This is a genomic window from Pseudoflavonifractor phocaeensis (assembly GCF_016901955.1).
Lineage (GTDB): Bacteria > Bacillota > Clostridia > Oscillospirales > Oscillospiraceae > Flavonifractor > Flavonifractor phocaeensis_A.
Window position 1 is genome coordinate 26,669 of sequence record NZ_JACJLC010000007.1, and the last position, 20,105, is coordinate 46,773.

The window sequence follows — 20,105 nt, forward strand, 5'->3', positions numbered from 1 at the left end:
TCACACCTCCTGAAAGGATGACAGGAATTCGTCAATGGTATAGCACATGGCCCGTCTGTCTAAGGCCTGCGCCATGGAGAAGATCTCCGGCGGGCGGATGCCCACCTGCTCCACGATGCCGCTCCGGGCAAAGATCGCGTCCCGGGCACCGTCGGCCACCACACGCCCGCCCCGCAGCACGATGATCCGCTCCGCCCACTGGCACACCAGCTGCATGTCATGGGTTGCGATGACGGCGGTCTGAATGATGTCCTTCATGTCGTCCAGAACGGCCATGATCTCCCGCCGGGTGGCGATGTCCAGGTTGGCGGTGGGCTCGTCCAGCAGCAGAATGCCGGGATTCAAAGCGATCCCGATGGCCAGGCTGGCCCGGCGCATCTGCCCGCCGGACATGAGGCGACCGTCCCGGTCTGCCAGCTCTGTCAGCCGGAACCGCTCCAGCAGCTCCCCGGTGCGTTTCTCCCACTCCGGGACGTTCCGCACCTCCATGGCGTAGGCGATGTCGGCGCGGATGGAGTCCTTGATGAACATCTCCTCCGGGTTTTGATACACCAGGGAGATCTGCCGGGACAGATCCTCGGCCTTTTTGTCCCCAATGGCCTCCTCAAAGAGGGAAACTGTGCCGGAATTGGGCTTCAGCAGACCCACCATCAGCTTCATGAGGGTGGACTTGCCCGCCCCGTTGGAGCCGATGAGGGCCACCTTTTCCCCTTTCCGTATGTTCAGGTTCAGGCCGTCGAACACGGTGTGGGGCTCCCCCTTTACCGAGCGGTAGGCCAAAGATACGTCCTGGAAGGAGACTGCGCTCTCTCCGTCTGGGACAGCTGGCGCCGGACGTTCCCGGGAGATATAATGCAGTCCGGCGAAGGCGGTTTTTCCTCCCTCCACGGTGGTGGGCAGGAGGATGTCCGCCGGGAGACGGCCTGCCCTCCGCAGCCGGTGGGCCGCCTGGGTCACCTGGGGCGGGAAGATGTTGCATTCCTCCAGCTCCTCCACCCGCTGGAGGGCATTCTCCGTGGGCAGTATCCAGCGCACCTGGCCGTCCCTCATCAGCATCACATGCTTGCAGTAGTCGGCGATGTACTCGGTATGGTGTTCAATGACGAGGATGGTCTTGCCGTGGTTCTCATTCAAGTCCCGGAGGACCTCATAGATCCGGTCGGCGTGCATGGGGTCCAACTGGGCGATGGGCTCGTCCAGGATCAGAATGTCCGGCTGGAGGGACACCGCGCCGGCCAGGGCCAGCAGGTGGGTCTGACCGCCGGAGAGCTGCCAGACATATTCCTCCTCCCTGCCCTCCAGACCGCACTGCCGCAAAGCAGTCCTGCCCCGCGCCAGGTAGTCGGGGAAGGCGTAGTTCAGGCAGGCATAGGAGGCGTCGTCCAGCACGGTGGGCCGGACGATCTGGTTTTCAAAGTCCTGATATACATAGCCCACCTTCTGGGCCAGGACGCCCACGTCGCTCTCCCGGGTGTCAAGCCCCTCCACCCGCACGCTTCCCTCCATGGTCCCCGTGATAAAGTGGGGGATCAGGCCGTTGAGGGCCTTACACAAAGTGGACTTCCCGCAGCCGTTGTTGCCAACGACCGCCAGGAAGTCCCCTTTCTCGATCTGAAGGGAGATCTCTTTCAGGGTGGGCTGAGGGGCGCCTGGGTAGGTATAGGTCAGGCCGTCGATCTCAACCGCGTTCATGTCAGTTCACCGCGGCCTTTTTCCCGGCGTTCTTTTTGATGACCAGCAGGGCGATGATGGCCACCGCGGCGGCCGCTACCATGCCCACGGCCATGGCGGTGCCGCTCTCCGCCCACTCGGCCTCCCAGTCGATGAGGGACATGCCGGCGGTGGCGGCCAGCTCGGCCACGATGGCGCACACAAAGCCGACGGCGCACACGGCCAGGGCCTTGGGGCTGATGCCGCTGACGGCGCTGTCCGGGGTGCGGGGAGCCATGCCCAGCAGGGGCTCGATCTTGCCGTACAGCTTGGGTACCAGGTACAGAGTGGGCAGCAGGCAGAACAGGATGCCGGAGAACAGCAGGTCATTGAGGAAGGCGAAGCCCTCGGTGGCGAACACGCTCTCAGGCAGGCCGGCCACAGCCTCGAAGTCCTCCACCGCCAGCTGGACCTTCAGGATGTCCACCGCGGTTCCCATCAGCAGCTGCGCGGCGGTGCCGGTGATGGCGGCCACGCCCACCAGGGCGCGGTTCCTGGGGTCCTTCACCAGCCGGCCGGCGATGTACACGCCGATGGTGACGGTAAGGAACTTCTCCAGCTCGCCCAGGCCGCCGAACTGGCCCAGCATGATCTCGCTGAACACCAGCTCGCCGGTGGCGGCGCCCAGGGCGGCGGACAGGGGGTCGAACAGCATGGCCAGGGTCAGGGGAATGAACAGGAAGTACTCCACGGAGAACTCCACGACCCCCACCTGGAACTTGGGGATCAGCTCCGTGAACAGGGTGGCCAGCCCGTACAGGGACATGGACAGGACAAAGATCATCAGCTTCTGGGACTGTGTGGCAGTCTGCTTCTGTGCGATACTCATAGCATATTTTCCTCCCTATGATGGTGTGTTTCTCGCTCACACAGGCACAGTGTACCACCGGGATGTAAATTCTTCCCCCAAAGTCCTGTAAAATGTAAATAAATTTTCTTATCTGCCGTGTTATGTAAGTTCTGCCCTCATTTACATCCGCATCGCCGCGTCCAGAGCCAAAGAGGAACGCTCGCACTCGTCAGGGAGCATGGTCAGCTGGACGCACAGGGGACTGCCCTTCATGCGGGCGCTGGCATAGGTCAATCCGTTGCTCCGGGTGTCCAGCAGGGGGTGGTCGATCTGGGCCGGGTCCCCCAGCAGCACTACCTTGGTGCCCTTTCCCACCCGGGTGATGATGCCCTTGACCTGCCGGGGGGTGAGGTTCTGGGCCTCGTCGATGATGAGCCAGGTATCGGTGATGGAGCGGCCCCGCATGAAGTTCATGGCCTCGGCAGCGATGACGCCGGTGTCAAAGAGGTAGTCAATGCGCCCCCGCAGCTCCTCCTCGCTGCGCCGCTCCTTTTTCTTCCCCTCCAGGTCCAGCAGGATCTCCAGGTTGTCCACAATGGGCCGCATGAGGGGGGAGATCTTTTCCTGCTCACTGCCCGGGAGAAAACCGATGTCCGCGTCAAACTGGGCATTGGGGCGGCACACCAGAATCTTCCGATAGGGCCGTTCCTCCGCCTCCAGCACCTGCTCCAGCCCTGCAGCCAGGGCGTAAAAGGTCTTGGCGGTGCCCGCCGGCCCTTGGATGATGGCCAGGGGCGCCTCCGCCACCGGCAGCAGCAGGGCCTCCTGCAGGAATTGCTGCCCCACGCTCCGGGGCTTGACGCCGAATGGGCGGACGCCGCCAAAGCGCAGGGCGGTGACCTTCCCCTCCCGGAAACGGCCCAGCATGGTCTTTTTCGGCTCGGTATCCGAGTGCAGAAGGACAAACTGGTTCTCGGTCAAGGAAACCGGCTTCCGCTCCCCCGCGCCGTCCACGGTATAGAGTTCTTCCGCCGGAGCTCCCTTTTTCTTGAACGCTGTGAGCAGGCTGTCCGAGATGTAGACCTCCGCCCGGCCGGTGTAGGGCTGGGCTCCATCCGGCAGCCGGTCGGTGGTGAAGTCCTCCGCCGGCACCTCCATCATCTGGGCCCGGATGCGGGCGACCATGTCCCGGCTCACCAGCGTCACCGGCGCTCCCTCGTCCATGAGGCCCCGACACACCTTCAGCACCCTTCCCGCCCGGCTGCCGGGTTCTATCCCTTGGGGAAGGGCCGCGTCCACATGGTTGACCTCCAGGCGCACGGTGCCTCCACTGGGCAGGGTCACGCCTTTTACCAGGTCTCCTTGGAGCCGTAATCTCTCCAGGAAGCGGAGCACATGTCGGGCGTTGTTTCCCGCTTCACCGTCAGCCCCCTTCCGATCATCCAACTCCTCCAGCACCGCCAGTGGCAGCACGATGTGGTTGTCCTCGAAGGACTCCAGAGCGTAGGGGGCCTGGAGGAGGACATTGGCGTCCAGCACATAGGTCTTCTGCATACGTTGCGCCTGCCTTTCTTCTTTGCTGTCTTATGACCATTGGGCGCGGCATCCACAAAAACAGCGCCGGTCCGCCCTGTAAGGGCGCAAACCGGCGCTGATCATACTCTGTCGATTTTGATCGGGCTGTCTGAAACCGTACTCCATACTGCCGCTCCCAACCGATGCCTACCGCATCTGTGTTCAGTATAGCAGACGCCTTTCCCAGCGTGCGACGGTATTTCAGTAAAGAAACCGTCAAATCCATGTGAAGCGCGTTTGCTATGAACCCGGTTTCGTTCCAGACCTCCTCTGCCTACAAGAAATTTACACATTCCCTCTTTCGGATTTTACAGTCGTGGGATTATACTAAATCAAATAGGGAGAACGTACCGCTCCCTTTCCAAAACAAAATCGCAGGAGGAAACAGCATGAGAAAAGCAAGACGGCCGGCAGCCATTGCCATGGCCCTCGCCCTGGCGCTTCAGCTGGGCACTGTGGTGCCAGCGGCGGCAGCGGGCATCAACTCGACCGCTGGGTATGAAAACGGCAATTCCCCCCTGAATCTGAACCTGATTGCCCGGTACGCCTCCGGCCAGTACAACGTGGACGGCGGCGTCATGGAGATCGTGGCCTACAGCCAGAGCAATGGCTATGCTTACGCCATCAACGGCCAGAGCGGCCTGCTGGCGGCAATCCCCCTGGGGGATCTCACCGCCGGGATCTCCGTCACCCGGCTCAGCGGCACGGACATCGACGTGAAGGCCCTGGTGGAGGCGGCGGACAGCTCATTCCGCTATGGGGACATGACCTCCGTGGCCATCTCTCCGGACAGCACCACCTTGGCCGCCGCCCTCCAGGCGGAGGGATATCATGACGCCGGCCGGGTAGCCCTGTTCGCCTGCAATGCCGACGGCTCCTTGACCCTGAGGGGACTGGTGGAAACCGGTGTGCAGCCGGATATGGTGACCTTTGCCGGCAGCAGCACCGTCCTCACCGCCGACGAGGGGGAGCCTCGGGAGGGCTACGGCGACGGAATCGTTGATCCCAGGGGCTCGGTCACTGTGGCAGATGTGTCAACCCTCACCAGCGAGGTGGTGGGCTTTGACGCTTTCGACGCCCGCCGTGACGAGCTGGCCTCAGCCGGGATCGTGCTGAAGAAGGGAGTCGATCCCTCCACGGACCTGGAGCCGGAGTATATCGCCGTATCCGGCGGCAAGGCCTATGTCACCCTGCAGGAGAACAATGCCATCGCCGTGCTGGATCTGGCCTCCCGTACCTTTGACGGGATCTACTCCGCAGGTTTTGAGGACTACAGCGTCACCCCCATTGATATCGACAAGAAGGATGACGCCTATGCGCCCAGGACCTACGGCAGCCTCATGGGCATCCGGATGCCCGACGGCATCGCCGCCTTCCAGGTGGACGGCAAAACCTATCTGGTCACCGCCAACGAGGGCGACGCCCGGGAGTGGGGCGACGAGGATCTGGGCACCTTCTACCTCAGCGAGGACGAGCAGGACTTCGGCGAGGAGGGCGTGACCTCCCCCACTGGAGCCATCACCGGGGAGAACTCCGGCCTGGAGGGCAAGGTGGTCTTCTTCAAGGTGGAGGACTTTGACGGCTTGGACAGCGGCAAGGACTACCTCTTCGGCGGCCGCACCTTTACCATTTATGAGGCCGGGGAGAACGGCGTCACCGAGGTGTTCACCAGCGGCAACGACTTTGAGACCCTCACCGCCCGGTACCTGACCGATTACTACAACTGCTCCAACGACAACACCGTGGTGGATGACCGCTCTGGCAAGAAGGGACCGGAGGCGGAGAGCGTCACGGTTGGTACGGTGGACGGCCGCACCTATGCCTTCGTGGCCCTGGAGCGCACCGGCGGCGTCATGGTTTATGACGTGACCGAGCCTGCCTCCGCCCAGTACGTGAACTACATTAACACCCGGGATTTCGCCTCCATAGTGGAGGGCTCCGAGGAGTATGAGGACGGGGAGCTGGACAAGTGGGTCACCGGCGGCGATGTGGCCCCCGAGGGTCTGCTGTTCCTGAGTGATGCCGTCAGCCCCACCGGAGAGGCCCTGCTGCTGGCAGCCTGTGAGGTATCCGGCACGGTGGCTGTCTATCAGGTGGGCGGCGAGCCCCTGTCCGTCCTGCCCTTCACCGATGTGGAGGCCCGGGATGCCCAGGCGGTGCGCTATGTCTGTGAGAACGGCCTGATGGCCGGCGTCAGCGCGGACCGCTTTGAGCCCAATGGGACGCTGACCCGGGGCGAGGCGGTCACGGCCCTGTGGGCGCTGGAGGGCCGCCCGGTGGTGAATTATCTGATGGACTTCTCCGATGTGGACCCGGCGGCCTCCTATGGCGAGGCCGTCCGCTGGGCCGCCTCCGAGGGGATCGCCGGCGGCTACGGCGGCGGCCTGTTCGGCCCGGACGATCCCATCACCCGGGAGCAGCTGGCGGTCATGCTCTACCGCTACGCCCGGCATGAGGGCTATGACACCGCCCAGGGCGGCATGGCCGTCCGGGAGTTCGCCGACTATGACCAGATCGCCGGCTACGCTGCGGAGGCCATGACCTGGGCGGTGGAGGCCGGCGTGCTCACCGCGACCTCCTTGGACACGCTGGCCCCCGGCCAGGCAGCCACTCGGGTGCAGACTGCCCAGGCGCTGCTGGCCCTGTCCCAATTCACCAAATAACCAGGCGAATTGGGGTGTGAAGACCATGAAGCGTTTGGATAAGGAACGCCGGAAGCTGGAAAAGGTCGGATTCTCCGGGCAAACGTTGGAGCGGGCGATGGAGCTGCTGGAGCGGACGAATGCGTCCATCCTGGCCGAAATCCTGGTTAAGATAGTGACCAAACAGGAAAAAACGCCGTCCATGGCGCTGCACGAGATGGCGGCAAAAACGCGGGAACTGGAAGCCAAATTGGGATTCCCGCCCAAGGAACCGTCCTAAAAATCAACAGAATGAAGCAGCGGGGAGAAGACAGACGTGCCTTCTCCCCGCCGTTTTTATGTGCCGACGGTCAGTCCCGCAGATCGGCATTCCAATCAAAGATTTTTCCAGTTTGCGGGTCAATCTCAAATTCGTACTTCATGCCGTCCAGGAACAGCTCCCCTTCGTAACGCCCCCGGCCGTCGCCGGACTCTTCCCAGACAGATACGTCCGCCGCACTGGCGCCGGAAACCTTGCCGGCCACGATGGAAGCGGCCTCCTCCGCTGTGACAGGGCTGCCGTCCAGAGCGTCCAGCCACTCCTCGTCCACCTCGTAGTCCGCACCAACGATGCGACCGTCGGCCATGGCCACCTCAAAGTCGTAGTCGCCGTAGTCGGTCTCGAACTCGATGTCATAGATGGGGATGCCATTGTCGCTGTCGGTCTCGTTTTTGATGTTGTAGGCGTCGCCCTCCGGCACGTCCGCATTGTCCAGGGCGATGGCCAGGGCCTCCTCCCGGCTGATCTCCCCGGCGGCGACTCCCCTCTCCGGGTCGGGGGACACAGGCGGCGTCTGCCCCTGGCCGGCGGGCGTTTCCGGAACGGAGGACGCCGGGGGAGTCTGGCCGCCGGAGGGGGCCGTCCCGCCGGGCGCGGCGCCGCCCGCCTGTCCGCCGCAGCCGGTCAGGCAGGCCAGCAAAAGCGCCGCTGTCAAACCGAAAGAAAAGATCTGTTTCATCCCGCGCGCTCCTTTTCTGTGTGCGTGCCTCCATCCTACCACGAAGAACCCTGGCGCGCAACCCATCCAAGGGAACACAAAACCGCCCCATCCGTTTCTTTACATACATTTGACAAAGATTTGACATCCAGACGGTCGCGCCTCCGTTTCGCAGCCGCTAAACTTTACAATAGTGTTTTCTACCCTTTGAAAATTTCTGCTGTGACCCCGAAAATCCGGCGGCGTGTCCGTATCCTACTGCCGGAGGGGGATGGAGGGATGGCAATGGTGCGCACAGAGCACGACATCGTTTCCCAGGTACGATCGGCCAAGACGGACTCGGAGGCGGCGGACGCCCTCATCCGTCAGTACATGGGCTTTATCCGCTCGGAGACGGTGAAGTTTCTTCATACCGCCCCGGAAAACGGCCATGAGGACGAACTGAGCATCGCCATGCTGGCCTTCTATGAGGCGGTGCTGGCCTATGAGAAGAGCCGGGGCGCTTTTCTGCCCTACGCCGCCCGTGCTATTAAAAACCGGCTCATCGACCACTACCGGACGGAGAAGCGCCACGGCAACGTGATCTCCCTCCACACCCCCCTGGGCGGGGAGGAGGACGGCGGCGAGCTGCTGGACACCATCCCCGACACCGTGGACCACGCCGGGGACTATGCGGTGCGCACCGCCAGCCGGCGGGAGATCCAGGAGTTTTCCGAGAAGCTGGCCCAGTTCGGCCTGACCTTCTCCGATGTGGCGGACAACTGCCCCCGGCAGGAGCGGACCTTCGCCGCCTGCCGCCGGGTGCTGGACTTCGCCCGGACCCAGCCGGAGCTGCTGAAACGGGTGGAGGACACGGGCAAGCTGCCCATGGGGGAGCTGTCCGCCGGCTCCGGCACCGACAGGAAGACCATGGAGCGGCACCGGAAGTACCTGGTGGCCATCCTGCTGGCCTTCACCAACGGCTATGAGATCATCCGGGGCCACCTGTGCCAGGTGGGCCCCAAGAGAGGGGGCGACGAGGCGTGAGCTATCTGGTCATGGAGGTGCATCCGGCCTACGCGGTGGTGCTGGACGAGGAGGGCCGCTTTTTGAAGGCCGCCAACCTGCGCTATCAGGTGGGGGACACAGTGCGGGACATCGTGGAGCTGCGGCACCCCAGGGAAAAACGCCCCGCCCTGTGGAAGTCCCTGTCCGGCGTGGCTGGCCTGGCCGCCTGTCTGTGCTTGGTGTTCTTTGGCTACTACCAGCCAAACTTCACCCCCTACGGCGCCCTGCGCATCCAGATCAACCCGGATGTGGAGCTCACCCTCAGCCGCACCGACCGGGTGCTGGAGCTGGAGGGGCTCAATGAGGACGGCCAGAGCCTGATTGCGGGCTACGAATACAGCGGCAAGGACCGGGAGGACGTGACCGGGGAGCTGGTGGAGCGGGCCATCGATATGGGCTACCTCTCCGGCGGGGAGACGGTGTCCATCACGGTCACCAGCGCCGACGCCGACTGGCAGGCCCGGGAGGAACAGGCGGCCCGGGAGGATCTGGAGGAGCGGTACGGGGAGACCATCGTGATCCAAATCGGCCCCGCGCCGGAGGAGGAACCGGCCACCGAGGTGGTGATCCCGGTGGCGCCGCCCAGCCCCACGCCGTCCCCCACCTCGGACCTCACGCCGGAGCCTGTGCCGGAGCCCACGCCGGCGCCCTCCGCGCCCCCTGTCCCCTCTGCCGACCCGGGGATCACGGACTACGATGACACGGACTACGGCCCCAACGCCGACGGGGTCACCGATTATGAGGATACGGATTACGGTCCTTACAGCGACGGCGTCACCGACTATGAACCTCCCGACGACGGCCCTTATGTGGACGGTGACACCGACTATGAGGACCGGGATGACGGCGATGACCGGGACGACGATGACGACGACTGGGACGGCGATGACGATGATGATGGCGACGATGACGGAGAGCGGGATGACGACGATTAACGCAGAAAAATTTCCGCCGCGGCCCCGGTTTTGGAGACCGGCCGCCGTATCCTCCCTGTGTCAGCCGAAGAAGAGGAAAAAAGTTTTTCCCAGGCCCCGGTTTTTCGGCAGCGGCTCCGTAATCTAAAAGCAGAACACACAAACCAAACACCCTTTTCAAGGAGATGAATGAAATGAAACAGAACATCCGCACCAAATGGTTTGCCCTGACCCTGACCGCCGCCCTGGCCCTGACCACTCTGACCGCCTGCGGGAACGGCGCCGGCACGGCGTCCCTCCCCGAGACCCCCGGCACCAGCGCCCCCCTCCTGGAAGAGAGCGGCGGCGTGGCCGGCACCGTCCTGCTGAGCGTGAACCCGGAGATCGAGATGGACTATGACGATCTGGGCAACGTGGTGGCCCTCACCGGCCGCAACCAGGAGGCCCAGACCCTGCTGGCCTCCTACACCGGCTATGAGGGCCGGCCCTGTACCCAGGTGGTGGGAGAGCTGGTGGACGAGATCAATGCCCTGGGCTACTTCGACGCCACCGTGGGCGGCCACGAGAAGAACATCATCCTGAAGCTGGAGCGGGGCTCCGTCTACCCCAATGACCAGTTCCTGAACGAACTGGCCGAGGCGGTCCGGCTGGTGGTGGAGACCGACCAGATCGGCTCCCAGGCCGTGACCCTGGACCAAGACGACTACGACGACGCCTACGGGGACAAGGGGTACATCAACGCCTCCGCCGCTCAGAGCATCCTCTCCACCCAGCTGGGCCGGGACGATCTGCAGTTTGTGGAGAAGGAGTACGACCTGGACGACGGGGAGTACGAGGTGGAATTCGTCCTGGACGGCGTGGAGTACGAGTATGAGGTGAACGCCTACACCGGCAAGGTCACCGAGATGGACGCGGAGTTCCAGGACTATGACGACACCGACTATGGCCCGGGCAGCGACGGGATCACCGATTACGGCGTGACTGACTACGACGACACCGACTACGGCCCCAATGCCGACGGGATCACCGACTATGACGACACGGACTATGGCCCCAACAATGATGGAATCACCGATTACGACGACACCGACTACGGTCCCAACGCCGACGGCATCACCGATTACGACGACACGGACTACGGCCCCAATGCCGACGGCATCACCGATTACGACGACACGGACTACGGCCCCAACGCCGACGGCATCACCGATTACGACGACACCGGCTACGGCCCCAACGCGGACGGGATCACCGATTACGACGACACCGACTACGGCCCCAATGCCGATGGCATCACCGACTACGACGACTGGGGCGATGACGACGACTGGTACGGCGACCCCACCGGCGAGGACCACTGGGACGACGATGACGACGGCTGGGACGACACGGACTACGACGACCGGGACGACGATGACGACTGGGACGACGATTGGGACGACTGAGCCCCTCCGCCTGCGCCACGAGGTCAAGCACCAGATCTCTCCCCAGGAGGATCTGGTGCTCGCCTCCAGGCTGGGGAAGCTCTTTCCCCGGGACGGCCACGCCGGGCCGGACGGCTCCTACCGGGTGACCAGCCTGTATTTCGACACCCCCTACGATACCGCCCTCCGGGAGAAGCTGGACGGGGTGGACCGGCGGGAGAAGTTCCGCCTGCGGTACTACGGGGAGCGCCCGGATTTTCTCAAGCTGGAGAAAAAATTTAAGGTGAACGGCCTGTGCGGCAAGCGGTCCGCCCGCCTGACCTGGTCGGAGGCGGAGCGGCTGCTCTCCGGGGAGGACGCCTTCCTTCTGGAGCGGGGGGAGCCCCTGCTGTCGGAGCTGTACCACAAGCTCCGGGGGACGCTGCTGCGGCCCAGGACGGTGGTGTGCTATGACCGGGAGGCATTCCTGTACGCCCCCGGAAACGTCCGGGTGACCCTGGACCGGGACCTGCGCACCTGCGGGGACAGCGCCGGCTTCCTGTCCCCAGGAGCCTTTCCCCTCAGGCCCCTGGAGGGGGTGACGGTACTGGAGGTCAAGTACGATGCCTTTCTCCCCGACCTGGTGCGGCTGGCCGTCCAGACGCCGGGCCGCCGGGCGGGGGCCTGTTCCAAATACGCCCTGTGCCGGCGGTTTGACTGAGAACGAAGAAAAGAGGTGTGGCTGCCATGCCCACGTTCACCTTTCAGGACATCTTCAAATCCAGCTTTCTGGAGCGGCTGGACGCGGTCTCCCTGCCGGACGCCGCCATCGCCCTGGCGCTGGCCTTCTGCCTGGGCCTGTTCATCTTCCTGGCCTATAAAAAATGCTACGCCGGGGTCATGTACGCCCCCAGCTTCGGGGTGACCCTCATCGCCCTCACCCTCATCACAACCCTGCTGATCCTGGCGGTGACCAGCAACATCGTCCTCTCCCTGGGCATGGTGGGCGCCCTGTCCATCGTCCGCTTCCGTACCGCCATCAAGGAGCCCATGGATATCGCCTTCCTGTTCTGGGCCATCGCGGCGGGCATCGTGCTGGCGGCGGGGCTGATCCCCCTGGCGGTGGTGGGCAGCCTATTTGTGGGGGTGGTGCTGCTGGTGTTCTCCCGGCAGAAGAACGGGGAGTCCCCCTACATCCTGGTGGTTCACTGCGCCGACCAGGATGTGGAGGGGCAGGTGCGCGCCCTGGTGGAGGCCCGGGTGCGGCGGCTGAATCTGAAGAGCAAGAGCGTGGCCCCGGGCCAGATCGAGCTGAACTACGAGGTGCGCCTGCGGGATGCCGACACGGAGTTCGTCAATGAGCTGGGGGCCATGGAGGGCGTGGGGAACGTGGTGCTGGTCTCCTACAACGGGGACTACATGGGGTGAGGCCATGATCCGCCACCGGCATATCGATCTTATCTGCGGCGGGGCCATCCTATTGGCCCTGGTCCTCACCGGTCTGCTCTGCTTCGGGGAGGCTCTGGGCCTCCGGCCCGCCAGCGCCGCGCCCGGGTACGCCTCCCGCCTCTTTGACGATGGCCGGGTCCACACCGTGGACCTGCGGGTGGAGGACTGGGCGGCTTTCCTCGAAAACGCCCCGGCGGAGGAGTATATCCCCTGCACCGCGGTCATCGACGGGGAGGAGTTTTACCAGGTGGGCCTGCGGGCCAAGGGGAACAACTCCCTCCGGCTGACGGAGGAGTACGGCCTGTCCCGGTACAGTCTGAAGCTGGAATTCGACCACTATGTGGACGGGGGCAACTACCATGGCCTGGACAAGTTCTCCCTGGACGCCTCCTTTCAGGACAACAGTTATCTCAAAACGTACCTGGTCTACGACATGATGGACTATATGGAGGTACCGGTGCCCTTGTGTAGCTACGCCTGGGTGACGGTGAACGGTCAGCCTTGGGGGCTGTTTCTGGCCATCGAGGAGCCGGAGGAGGCCTTTGCCCGGCGGAATTTCGGCCCGGATCACGGAGCGCTCTATAAGCCGGACTACCGCTCCCTGAACGCGGAGAACGCCGACGTGGCCCTGCGGTACATTGGCGATGACCCAGACCGCTACCCCAACATCTTTGACAACGCCAAGTTTGACACGGACGGGGCGGACCGGGAGCGGCTGATCCAGGCCCTGCGGGTGCTGTCTACCGGCGAAAATCTGGAGACGGCGGTCAACGTGAACGAGGTGCTGCGATACTTTACAGTGCAGGTCTTTGTGATGAACTGGGACAGTTACCTGGGCCATACCGGCCACAACTACTTCCTCTACGAGGAGGACGGGGTACTCTCCATCCTGCCCTGGGATTACAACTTAGCCTTCGGCACCTATGCCCTGGGCATGACCAATCCCGTCCGGGACCCTGACGTGCTGATCAACTGGCCGGTGAACACCCCCGCCCGGGGGGAGGTCATGCTGGAGCGGCCTCTGTATCACAATCTGATGAAAAACAGAGACTATTTTGCCCGGTACCACGCCTATTTCGGCCAACTGCTCTCGGAGTATTTCGAGAGCGGCCGGTATGAGGCAGTCATCCGGCAGGCACGGGTCATGATCGTTCCCTATGTGGAGGTCGATCCCACCGCCTTCTGCTCCTATGAGGATCATCTGCTGGCGGTGGACACGCTGCTGGAGGTGTGCCGCCTGCGCTCTGAGAGCATTCGGGGGCAACTGGAGGGGAACTACCCCATCACCCTGGCCCAGCAGGAGTCGAATCCGGGGGCGGGGGTGGACGCCTCCCATGTGGATCTGCGGGCGCTGGGGGATTTCGACGACCTGGAGGCTGCGAAGGAGCGGCAGAATGAGGCCGCGGCAATTGCGGGGGTGGAATAAGAGGGTAGCTCATATTGTTTACTGTCCCGTAAATTTTGAGCTGCCTCCGGCATAAATGGATTACGTTATTTCCCTCCAAAAATTACAACGCAGACGGGCAGAAAATGCCTCCCCACTTTGTCGGCGGACGTGCCGCCGGCAAAAGAGGGGAGGCGCTTTTGACCACATTTTCAGCCACAGCGCGATGTGGAGTATACGGAAACAGGATGCTCAAAAAGTGGCGGAAAGCAAGCAGATCGGAGTGTATATCGCTATAAAGTACGAAAAATAGTTAGAAAAAAGTTCCAAAGCCGCTTGGTAAGGATGAGGTCTCCGGTTCAAATCCGGATAGCAGCTCCAAAAAGCCTTGAAAACTTTGGTTTTCAAGGCTTTTTTGTTGCAATTTTTGATTTTACCGTGACCCACGATAAGGGACAATAAGGGACCTGTTGACACTACCCTCTAACTTATAAATTGATTTGGTAGTTTCCTTGGCTAAATAAAACCGCCCGGCCGCTTCAAAACCAACAAACCGGCGCACTGTTTTTTGTATATCATTTTTTCGGATTTCTGCGCCCCGGATGTGTTCAAATAGGGCGCTGATCCCTATCGGAGCTCGGAAACTGAGGCAATTCAGGGGCAGGCCCTTCCGACGCCCCAGAATACCGCGAAAATATCTTTTTTTCAAAACGTAAATTTCTTAAAAATAAAAAAGCCACACCCTCTGATACTCTAAGCGTTCCGCCTAAAATATCCAGATTGGTGTGGCTTTATGGTGGACGATACAGGACTTGAACCTGTGACCTCCCGCACGTCAAGCGGATGCTCTACCAGCTGAGCTAATCGTCCGAACAGCATGGACTATTATAGCGAAAAGCGGGGAGGTTGTCAAGCGATTTTTGAAATTTCCCTTTTCATCCCTGGGAGGGGCTGGTATACTGGAGGACATGGGGCGATGCGCCTTCCCCCAGACGGGCGGCAGGCGAAATATGATTCTTATTTTAAGGAGGGGAGACCCATGGCGGGACGTGTGGTGCTCATTACCGGTGGCAGCCGGGGTATTGGGGCGGCGGCCGCCCGGCGGTTTGCCGCCGGAGGGGACAAGGTGGTGGTCAACTACTGCCGCTCCCGGGAACAGGCGGAGGCCCTGGCGGCGGAGCTGGGGGGCATGGCGGTACAGGCCGATGTGTCCGACCCCGCTCAAGTGGGGAAAATGGTTGACAATGTGTTGGAGAAATTTTGTCAACTTGACATTCTGATATGTAACGCCGGCATTGCCCAGCAGAAATTGTTCGGCGATCTGACCGATGAGGACTGGCGGCGGATGTTCGCCGTCAACGTGGACGGGATGTTTTATACCATCCGGGCGGCCCTGCCTCACTTCATCCACAGGAAGGCGGGGAAGATCCTGACCCTGTCCTCCATGTGGGGACAGGTTGGAGGGTCCTGCGAGGTTGCCTATTCCGCCTCAAAGTCCGCTGTCATAGGGCTTACAAAGGCACTGGCCAAGGAATTGGGTCCCTCGGGGATCACGGTAAACTGTGTGTCACCTGGGGTCATTGATACCGAAATGAACGCCAATCTGACGGCGGAGGACCTGGCCGCCCTGGCCGAGGAGACTCCCCTGGGCCGGACCGGTAGGCCGGAGGAGGTGGCGGAGGCCCTGTGGTATCTGGCTTCTCCGGGGGCAAATTTTATTACCGGGCAGATTTTGGCCCCCAACGGCGGACTTATCATCTGAAATTGTTTTTTAGCGTTCATAAAATGTTCATAATATACACAACAGCCCCCTGGAAACAGGGGGCCGTTGTACAGATTGCAGGTTGACAATTTTGCCTGACGCGCATATAATTGTCAACAACTTCTCAAAGGAGGAACTAGAAATGAAAAAGTCTCGCATCCTGTCTCTTGCGCTGGCGGGTGCCCTGAGCTTCTCCATGCTGGCCGGCTGCGGCGGCGGCGAGGGCGGCTCTGCCAATACTCCGTCCGGCAACAGCAGCACCCCCGCCGGCAGCGAGGAGACCACCCCTGTCAGCGGCGGCTCCGCTTCCGGTACCTTTAAGCTGGGCGTCATCGGCCCCCTGACCGGCGGCGCCGCCATCTACGGCACCAACGTGCTCAACGCGGCGCAGATCGCTGTGGACGAGATCAACGCTCTGGGCGGAGCTGTCCAGTTTGAGCTGATCAGCGCCGACGACGTACATGATCCTGAGACCTCCGTCAACGCCTACAATAACCTGATGGATCAGGGAATGCAGGTGCTGGTGGGCACCGTTACCTCCGGCCCCGCTCTGTCCGTGGTGCCCCTGGCCTATGAGGACCGGGTGTTTACCGTGACCCCCTCCGCCTCCGGTGACGACGTCATCGAGGGCAACGACAATGTGTTCCAGGTCTGCTTCACCGACTCCAACCAGGGCTCCCGTTCCGCGCAGTACATTGACGAGCACTTCGAGAACGTGAAGATCGCCATCATCTACAAGAACGACGATCCCTATTCCCAGGGCATCCGGGACAACTTTGCCGCCGAGGCCGAGACCCGCGGTATGGAGATCGTTTACGAGGGCACCTTTAACGAGTCCACCCAGACCGACTTCAACAATCAGCTTACCAGCGCCCAGTCTGCCGGTGCCGACATGATCTTCCTGCCCATCTACTATACTCCCGCTTCCGTGATCCTGACCCAGGCCAACGCCATGGGCTATGAGCCCACCTTCTTCGGTGTGGACGGCATGGACGGTATTCTCACCGTGCCCGGCTTTGACACCTCCCTGGCCGAGGGCGTGTACCTGCTGACTCCCTTCTCCGCCGACGCGGAGGACGAGGCCACTCAGAACTTTGTCAGCGAGTATAAGAGCCGCCACAACGACGAGATCCCCAATCAGTTTGCCGCTGACGCCTATGACGCGGTGTATATTGTCTACGAGGCCATCCAGGCCGCCGGTGTTACCGCAGACATGAGCAACGAGGAGATCTGCGATGCCCTGATCGCCGCCATGGGCGACCTCTCCGTTGTGGGTCTGACCAGCGCCGGCTCCGAGATGACCTGGGATGACAACGGCGCCGTGTCCAAGGATCCCACCGCCGTGGTCATCGAGGGCGGCACCTATGTGACTCCCTGACAGATCGGACCGTAATGGGAATACAGACAGGTACGGCTGCCGGCTCTGCCGGCAGCCCCCTGTTGTTTCTATCCGCTTTTGCTCTATGGCAGAAACCGGGGCAGGACCCCGTCGGGTCCTGCCCTGGTTTCTGCTATAAAAGAGAAAGAGAGGTTGTCAGAGCTTATGGAATTTTTGCTCTACCTGATTAACGGAATCAGCATGGGAAGCATTTACGCCATTATCGCCCTGGGCTATACCATGGTGTATGGTATTGCCAAAATGTTGAACTTCGCCCACGGAGATGTGATTATGGTGGGCGGCTATGTCTCCTTTTACGCTACCACCTACGCCACCGGCCAGCTGCTGGGGGACAACCCTTCCGGAACAGCGGTGGGCGTGGCCACTCTGGTCTCGGTGCTGCTGGCCATGATCGTGTGCACGGTGCTGGGCGTGATCATTGAGGGTCTGGCCTATCGTCCTCTGCGGCAGGCGGGCTCACTGGCGGTGCTCATCACAGCCATTGGCGTCAGCTACTTCCTCCAGAACGCGGCTCAGCTGCTTTTTGGGGCCAATCCCAAGAACTTTACCTCTGTGATTGGCGGACAGCTGTCCCTGTTTGACGGGCAGCTGCGTATTTCCAATGTGGCGCTGCTGACGGTGGCGGCCTGTGTGGTCATTATGATCGGCCTGACCTTGTTTACCGGCCGGAGCAAGATGGGCAAGGCCATGCGGGCCTGCTCGGAGGACAAGGGGGCGGCCCAGCTTATGGGCATCAATGTCAACCGCACCATTTCCCTGACCTTTGCCATCGGCTCGGCCCTGGCGGCCATTGCCGGCGTGCTGCTGTGCTCCTATTCGCCGGTGCTCCAGCCTACCACCGGCTCCATGCCCGGCATCAAGGCCTTTACCGCCGCGGTGTTTGGCGGTATCGGATCCATTCCCGGCGCCATGCTGGGCGGTATCCTGTTGGGCATCATTGAGGCCCTGGCCCAGGCGTACATTTCCACCCAGCTGTCCAACGCCATTTTGTTCGCGGTGCTGATCGTGGTGCTGCTGGTGAAGCCCTCCGGCCTGCTGGGCAAGTATGTGCCCGAGAAAGTGTGAGGTGGCCCAGATGAAACAGAACAAGAAGTCTTCCGGAGGACTGGGACAGTATTTTAAGCAAATGAAAACCGCCAACAAGGTGGATTACGCCACCTATCTGGGGGTCATTCTGGCGTTTGTGATCGTGAGCATCTGCCAGTCCCAGGGGATGCTCAACCGGTCCATGACCGGTATGCTGGTGCCCATCTGCTGCTATGTGTGTATGGCGGTATCCCTCAACCTGACGGTGGGCATCCTGGGCGAGCTGAGCCTGGGCCACGCCGGATTTATGAGTGTGGGCGCCTTTACGGGCATCATTACCTCCATGAGCCTTCAGAGCTCTATCCCCAACCCGGTGGTCCGTCTGGTCATTTCCCTGGTGCTGGGCGCTCTGCTGGCCGCTGTGGTGGGCGTGATCGTGGGCGTTCCGGTGCTTCGTCTCCGGGGCGATTACCTGGCCATTGTCACCCTGGCCTTCGGCGAGATCATCAAGGAGCTCATCAACTGCCTGCTGGTGGGCTATGACAAAAACGGCCTGCACATTGCCCTGAACATCGACGGCACCAAGACCGTCCAGAGCCTGGGGCTCAGCGAGGACGGCTTTGCCATCATCAAGGGCGCCCAGGGCGCGGCGGGCAACGAGCGGATCGCGTCCTTCACCGCCGGCTTTGTGCTGGTCATGATCACCCTGATCGTGGTGCTCAACCTGGTGCGCAGCCGGGCGGGCCGGGCCATCATGGGCCTGCGGGACAACCGCATCGCCGCCGAGAGCGTAGGCATCAACATCACCAAGTATAAGCTGATGGCCTTTGTCATCTCTGCCGCTCTGGCGGGTGCCGCCGGCGCTCTCTTCGGCCTGAACTACTCCTCCATCACCGCCGCCCAATTTGACTTCAATACCTCCATCCTGGTGCTGGTGTACGTGGTGCTGGGCGGCTTGGGCAACATCTGGGGGTCGGTCGTCGCCGCTACCGTGCTGTACGTGCTGCCTGAGGCCCTGCGTGAGTTCTCCGACTACCGGATGCTGGTGTACGCCATCGTCCTCATCCTGGTCATGCTGGCCACCAACAATCCGGTGCTCCGGGGCTACTTCACCCGGCTGACGGAAAAATTCCGCAGGCAGCCCAAGGCTGCCGCGCAGAAGGGAGGAGTGGGCCATGAGTAAGTCCAAGCGCCCTGAGACCAAGCTGGTGCCGGTGCCCAGCGTCAACAAGATCCCCGAGCGGGACGTGGACAAGAGCCCCATCCTGGAGTGCCAGCACCTGGGCATCGACTTCGGCGGCCTCACCGCCGTCAACGAGTTCAACATGGCCATCGGCCGCACCGAGATCGCCGGGCTCATCGGCCCCAACGGCGCCGGCAAGACCACCGTGTTCAACCTGCTCACCAAGGTGTACCAGCCCACCCGGGGCACCGTCCTGCTGGACGGGGTGGACACCCACAATATGTCCACCGCCCAGGTGAACCGGGCGGGCATTGCCCGTACCTTCCAGAACATTCGTCTCTTCGACAACCTGAGCGTGGAGGACAACGTGAAGATCGGCATGCACAACCACATCCGCTACCCCATGTGGAGCGGGGTGTTCCGCCTGCCGGGCTACTGGAAGAAGGAGAAGCTGGCCCACGAAAGCGCCCTGGAGCTGCTGAGCATCTTTGACATGCAGGATCTGGCCAACGCCAAGGCCGGCTCCCTGCCCTACGGCGCCCAGCGCCGGCTGGAGATCGTCCGGGCCCTGGCCACCAACCCCTCCCTGCTGCTGCTGGACGAGCCCGCCGCCGGCATGAACCCCTCTGAGACCGCCGACCTGATGGAGAATATCGTCAAGATCCGGGATACCTTCAACATCGCCATCCTCCTCATCGAGCACGACATGAGCCTGGTTATGGGTATCTGCGAGGGTATCTGCGTGCTCAACTTCGGGCAGATCATCGCCAAGGGCACCCCCACCGAGATCCAGAACAACCCGGAGGTCATCAAGGCCTACCTGGGCGATCAGAAGGAGGTATGA

17 protein-coding genes and 1 tRNA gene are annotated in these 20,105 nt (G+C 62.1%); 13 read left to right on the forward strand and 5 right to left on the reverse strand.

The genetic code is table 11. From position 1 onward, the window contains the following. The 3 genes from H6B51_RS02885 to H6B51_RS02895 form a co-directional block, all read right to left on the reverse strand. Nucleotides 1-1,692: an ABC transporter ATP-binding protein gene (locus tag H6B51_RS02885; RefSeq protein ID WP_204882249.1), complete on the reverse strand. Its 1,692-nt coding sequence runs from the start codon at nucleotides 1,690-1,692 to the stop codon at nucleotides 1-3. A gap of 1 nt (nucleotide 1,693) precedes the next feature. Continuing rightward, nucleotides 1,694-2,539 (reverse strand): DUF8171 family membrane protein, encoded by an 846-nt coding sequence (locus H6B51_RS02890; RefSeq protein ID WP_087337301.1) that lies wholly within the window; start codon nucleotides 2,537-2,539, stop codon nucleotides 1,694-1,696. Nucleotides 2,540-2,680: 141 nt separating this feature from the next. Next, nucleotides 2,681-4,054: a PhoH family protein gene (locus H6B51_RS02895; protein WP_087239155.1), complete on the reverse strand. Its 1,374-nt coding sequence runs from the start codon at nucleotides 4,052-4,054 to the stop codon at nucleotides 2,681-2,683. A gap of 410 nt (nucleotides 4,055-4,464) precedes the next feature. On the opposite strand from H6B51_RS02895, the gene H6B51_RS02900 reads away from it, so the two are divergent. Next, complete coding sequence (locus H6B51_RS02900) at nucleotides 4,465-6,738, forward strand: choice-of-anchor I family protein (protein ID WP_204882250.1); 2,274 nt, start codon at nucleotides 4,465-4,467, stop codon at nucleotides 6,736-6,738. 16 nt (nucleotides 6,739-6,754) lie between these two features. Beyond that, on the forward strand, nucleotides 6,755-6,997 hold the full coding sequence (locus H6B51_RS02905; RefSeq protein WP_204874808.1) for a hypothetical protein: 243 nt from the start codon (nucleotides 6,755-6,757) through the stop codon (nucleotides 6,995-6,997). A 70-nt stretch (nucleotides 6,998-7,067) separates the two neighbouring features. Here H6B51_RS02905 and H6B51_RS02910 read toward each other — a convergent pair whose 3' ends face one another. After that, complete coding sequence (locus H6B51_RS02910; protein WP_204874809.1) at nucleotides 7,068-7,715, reverse strand: PepSY domain-containing protein; 648 nt, start codon at nucleotides 7,713-7,715, stop codon at nucleotides 7,068-7,070. A gap of 258 nt (nucleotides 7,716-7,973) precedes the next feature. On the opposite strand from H6B51_RS02910, the gene H6B51_RS02915 reads away from it, so the two are divergent. The 6 genes from H6B51_RS02915 to H6B51_RS02940 all read left to right on the forward strand — a co-directional run bounded on the left by H6B51_RS02915 (nucleotide 7,974) and on the right by H6B51_RS02940 (nucleotide 13,933). Further along, nucleotides 7,974-8,720, forward strand: coding sequence for a sigma factor (locus tag H6B51_RS02915; RefSeq protein WP_243413643.1), 747 nt, complete (start codon nucleotides 7,974-7,976; stop codon nucleotides 8,718-8,720). Further along, complete coding sequence (locus H6B51_RS02920; protein ID WP_204882251.1) at nucleotides 8,717-9,676, forward strand: anti-sigma-I factor RsgI family protein; 960 nt, start codon at nucleotides 8,717-8,719, stop codon at nucleotides 9,674-9,676. The genes H6B51_RS02915 and H6B51_RS02920 overlap by 4 nt, the downstream gene beginning before the upstream one ends. A gap of 173 nt (nucleotides 9,677-9,849) precedes the next feature. After that, nucleotides 9,850-11,100, forward strand: coding sequence for a PepSY domain-containing protein (locus H6B51_RS02925; RefSeq protein ID WP_204882252.1), 1,251 nt, complete (start codon nucleotides 9,850-9,852; stop codon nucleotides 11,098-11,100). Next, the gene (locus tag H6B51_RS02930) at nucleotides 11,069-11,779 is read left to right on the forward strand and encodes a polyphosphate polymerase domain-containing protein (protein WP_087337285.1); all 711 of its coding nucleotides are present in this window, start codon (nucleotides 11,069-11,071) and stop codon (nucleotides 11,777-11,779) included. The genes H6B51_RS02925 and H6B51_RS02930 overlap by 32 nt, the downstream gene beginning before the upstream one ends. Before the next feature lie 26 nt (nucleotides 11,780-11,805). After that, nucleotides 11,806-12,486: a DUF4956 domain-containing protein gene (locus H6B51_RS02935; protein ID WP_204874813.1), complete on the forward strand. Its 681-nt coding sequence runs from the start codon at nucleotides 11,806-11,808 to the stop codon at nucleotides 12,484-12,486. Between the two features lie 4 nt (nucleotides 12,487-12,490). Then, nucleotides 12,491-13,933 carry a CotH kinase family protein gene (locus H6B51_RS02940; protein ID WP_204882253.1) on the forward strand — a complete coding sequence of 481 codons (1,443 nt, stop codon included), beginning with the start codon at nucleotides 12,491-12,493 and terminating at the stop codon, nucleotides 13,931-13,933. Between the two features lie 752 nt (nucleotides 13,934-14,685). Here H6B51_RS02940 and H6B51_RS02945 read toward each other — a convergent pair. Beyond that, nucleotides 14,686-14,761: transfer RNA gene (locus H6B51_RS02945), tRNA-Val, on the reverse strand. Between the two features lie 169 nt (nucleotides 14,762-14,930). On the opposite strand from H6B51_RS02945, the gene ymfI reads away from it, so the two are divergent. The 5 genes from ymfI to H6B51_RS02970 all read left to right on the forward strand — a co-directional run bounded on the left by ymfI (nucleotide 14,931) and on the right by H6B51_RS02970 (nucleotide 20,105). Next, nucleotides 14,931-15,653 carry an elongation factor P 5-aminopentanone reductase gene (ymfI, locus tag H6B51_RS02950; RefSeq protein WP_204882254.1) on the forward strand — a complete coding sequence of 241 codons (723 nt, stop codon included), beginning with the start codon at nucleotides 14,931-14,933 and terminating at the stop codon, nucleotides 15,651-15,653. A gap of 142 nt (nucleotides 15,654-15,795) precedes the next feature. Continuing rightward, nucleotides 15,796-17,031, forward strand: coding sequence for an ABC transporter substrate-binding protein (locus H6B51_RS02955; RefSeq protein ID WP_204882255.1), 1,236 nt, complete (start codon nucleotides 15,796-15,798; stop codon nucleotides 17,029-17,031). A gap of 165 nt (nucleotides 17,032-17,196) precedes the next feature. Next, the gene (locus H6B51_RS02960; protein WP_204882256.1) at nucleotides 17,197-18,117 is read left to right on the forward strand and encodes a branched-chain amino acid ABC transporter permease; all 921 of its coding nucleotides are present in this window, start codon (nucleotides 17,197-17,199) and stop codon (nucleotides 18,115-18,117) included. A 10-nt stretch (nucleotides 18,118-18,127) separates the two neighbouring features. Beyond that, complete coding sequence (locus tag H6B51_RS02965) at nucleotides 18,128-19,261, forward strand: branched-chain amino acid ABC transporter permease (RefSeq protein ID WP_418055054.1); 1,134 nt, start codon at nucleotides 18,128-18,130, stop codon at nucleotides 19,259-19,261. Then, a complete protein-coding gene (locus H6B51_RS02970) occupies nucleotides 19,254-20,105 on the forward strand; it encodes an ABC transporter ATP-binding protein (protein ID WP_204882257.1) in 852 nt (283 codons plus the stop codon). The genes H6B51_RS02965 and H6B51_RS02970 overlap by 8 nt, the downstream gene beginning before the upstream one ends.

Excerpts from the sequence above, each read along its gene's own strand:
- H6B51_RS02885 (WP_204882249.1), bottom strand. The coding sequence starts at position 1,692 with ATGAACGCGGTTGAGATCGACGGCCTGACCTATACCTACCCAGGCGCC.
- H6B51_RS02925 (WP_204882252.1), top strand. The coding sequence starts at position 9,850 with ATGAAACAGAACATCCGCACCAAATGGTTTGCCCTGACCCTGACCGCC.
- ymfI (WP_204882254.1), top strand. The coding sequence starts at position 14,931 with ATGGCGGGACGTGTGGTGCTCATTACCGGTGGCAGCCGGGGTATTGGG.
- H6B51_RS02930 (WP_087337285.1), top strand. The coding sequence starts at position 11,069 with ATGACGACTGGGACGACGATTGGGACGACTGAGCCCCTCCGCCTGCGC.
- H6B51_RS02935 (WP_204874813.1), top strand. The coding sequence starts at position 11,806 with ATGCCCACGTTCACCTTTCAGGACATCTTCAAATCCAGCTTTCTGGAG.
- H6B51_RS02895 (WP_087239155.1), bottom strand. The coding sequence starts at position 4,054 with ATGCAGAAGACCTATGTGCTGGACGCCAATGTCCTCCTCCAGGCCCCC.
- H6B51_RS02940 (WP_204882253.1), top strand. The coding sequence starts at position 12,491 with ATGATCCGCCACCGGCATATCGATCTTATCTGCGGCGGGGCCATCCTA.
- H6B51_RS02955 (WP_204882255.1), top strand. The coding sequence starts at position 15,796 with ATGAAAAAGTCTCGCATCCTGTCTCTTGCGCTGGCGGGTGCCCTGAGC.
- H6B51_RS02915 (WP_243413643.1), top strand. The coding sequence starts at position 7,974 with ATGGCAATGGTGCGCACAGAGCACGACATCGTTTCCCAGGTACGATCG.
- H6B51_RS02910 (WP_204874809.1), bottom strand. The coding sequence starts at position 7,715 with ATGAAACAGATCTTTTCTTTCGGTTTGACAGCGGCGCTTTTGCTGGCC.
- H6B51_RS02890 (WP_087337301.1), bottom strand. The coding sequence starts at position 2,539 with ATGAGTATCGCACAGAAGCAGACTGCCACACAGTCCCAGAAGCTGATG.
- H6B51_RS02960 (WP_204882256.1), top strand. The coding sequence starts at position 17,197 with ATGGAATTTTTGCTCTACCTGATTAACGGAATCAGCATGGGAAGCATT.
- H6B51_RS02900 (WP_204882250.1), top strand. The coding sequence starts at position 4,465 with ATGAGAAAAGCAAGACGGCCGGCAGCCATTGCCATGGCCCTCGCCCTG.
- H6B51_RS02970 (WP_204882257.1), top strand. The coding sequence starts at position 19,254 with ATGAGTAAGTCCAAGCGCCCTGAGACCAAGCTGGTGCCGGTGCCCAGC.
- H6B51_RS02965 (WP_418055054.1), top strand. The coding sequence starts at position 18,128 with ATGAAACAGAACAAGAAGTCTTCCGGAGGACTGGGACAGTATTTTAAG.